The organism is Proteus sp. fly-1067 (genome assembly GCF_040139345.1).
Taxonomy (GTDB): Bacteria; Pseudomonadota; Gammaproteobacteria; order Enterobacterales; family Enterobacteriaceae; genus Proteus; species Proteus vulgaris_B.
This window is the reverse complement of record NZ_JBEEUL010000072.1, coordinates 1-799: the sequence shown is the minus strand read 5'-3', so window position 1 is coordinate 799 and position 799 is coordinate 1. Positions and strand designations below refer to the sequence as shown.

Below are 799 nucleotides of genomic sequence, written 5' to 3'. Positions count from 1 at the left end.
ACTCCATTTTGTTTGTGAGAATGGAATCATAGGCGATGAAGTTGATTATGTAACTAGTTGATAGTTAATCATGTTTATTAAAATTTGCTAATTTTTATCACAAAAGCCGCCAAGCATTTTAGCGACTTTAATGATAGTAATCACTGTCACTATTTATACTCGTCATTTTTCAAGTTGCAGGGCTTTCGTTGAGGTATAAGTGACTACGCTACGCTCGCCAAGTCACAGAGTTTATCTATGCTCCCCATCTATCTTCGCTTGTCGCCTACCTGCATCTTGAATTATTTAGAGTCTATCTAGCCAATTTTTTTTAGTGACTAAAAAATCACTGTATAACTTAGCTTCGGGGCTATTAGGTTCAGGATGATAATCATATTCCCAACGTACGAGTGGCGGCATGGACATTAAAATAGATTCAGTGCGTCCACCGCTTTGCAGACCAAATAATGTGCCTCTATCCCACACTAGGTTAAATTCTACATAGCGCCCGCGTCGATAGAGTTGGAATTGACGTTCTCTGTCTCCCCAAGAATGATGTCGGCGCTTTTCGACAATAGGAACGTAGGCCTCTAAGAAGCCATTACCGACGGCTTGTGTAAATGCAAAACAAGTCTCGAAATCAGGTTTGTTCAAATCATCATAAAACAATCCACCAACACCTCTTGGTTCATCGCGATGTTTTAAATAGAAATATTCATCACACCAATCTTTATAGGTTTGATAAGTGTCAGTGCCAAATGGCTTACACAGATCGCGAGCAACACGGTGCCAATGAATAACGTCTTCTTCAAAACCATAG

General features: G+C 39.8%; 1 protein-coding gene. It reads right to left on the bottom strand.

Features of this window, described 5'->3' with window-relative positions:
- Positions 1-285 precede the first annotated feature (285 nt).
- On the bottom strand, positions 286-799 hold a 514-nt coding region (gene hemF / locus ABN217_RS19180), incomplete at its 5' end, for an oxygen-dependent coproporphyrinogen-III oxidase (RefSeq protein WP_349459845.1).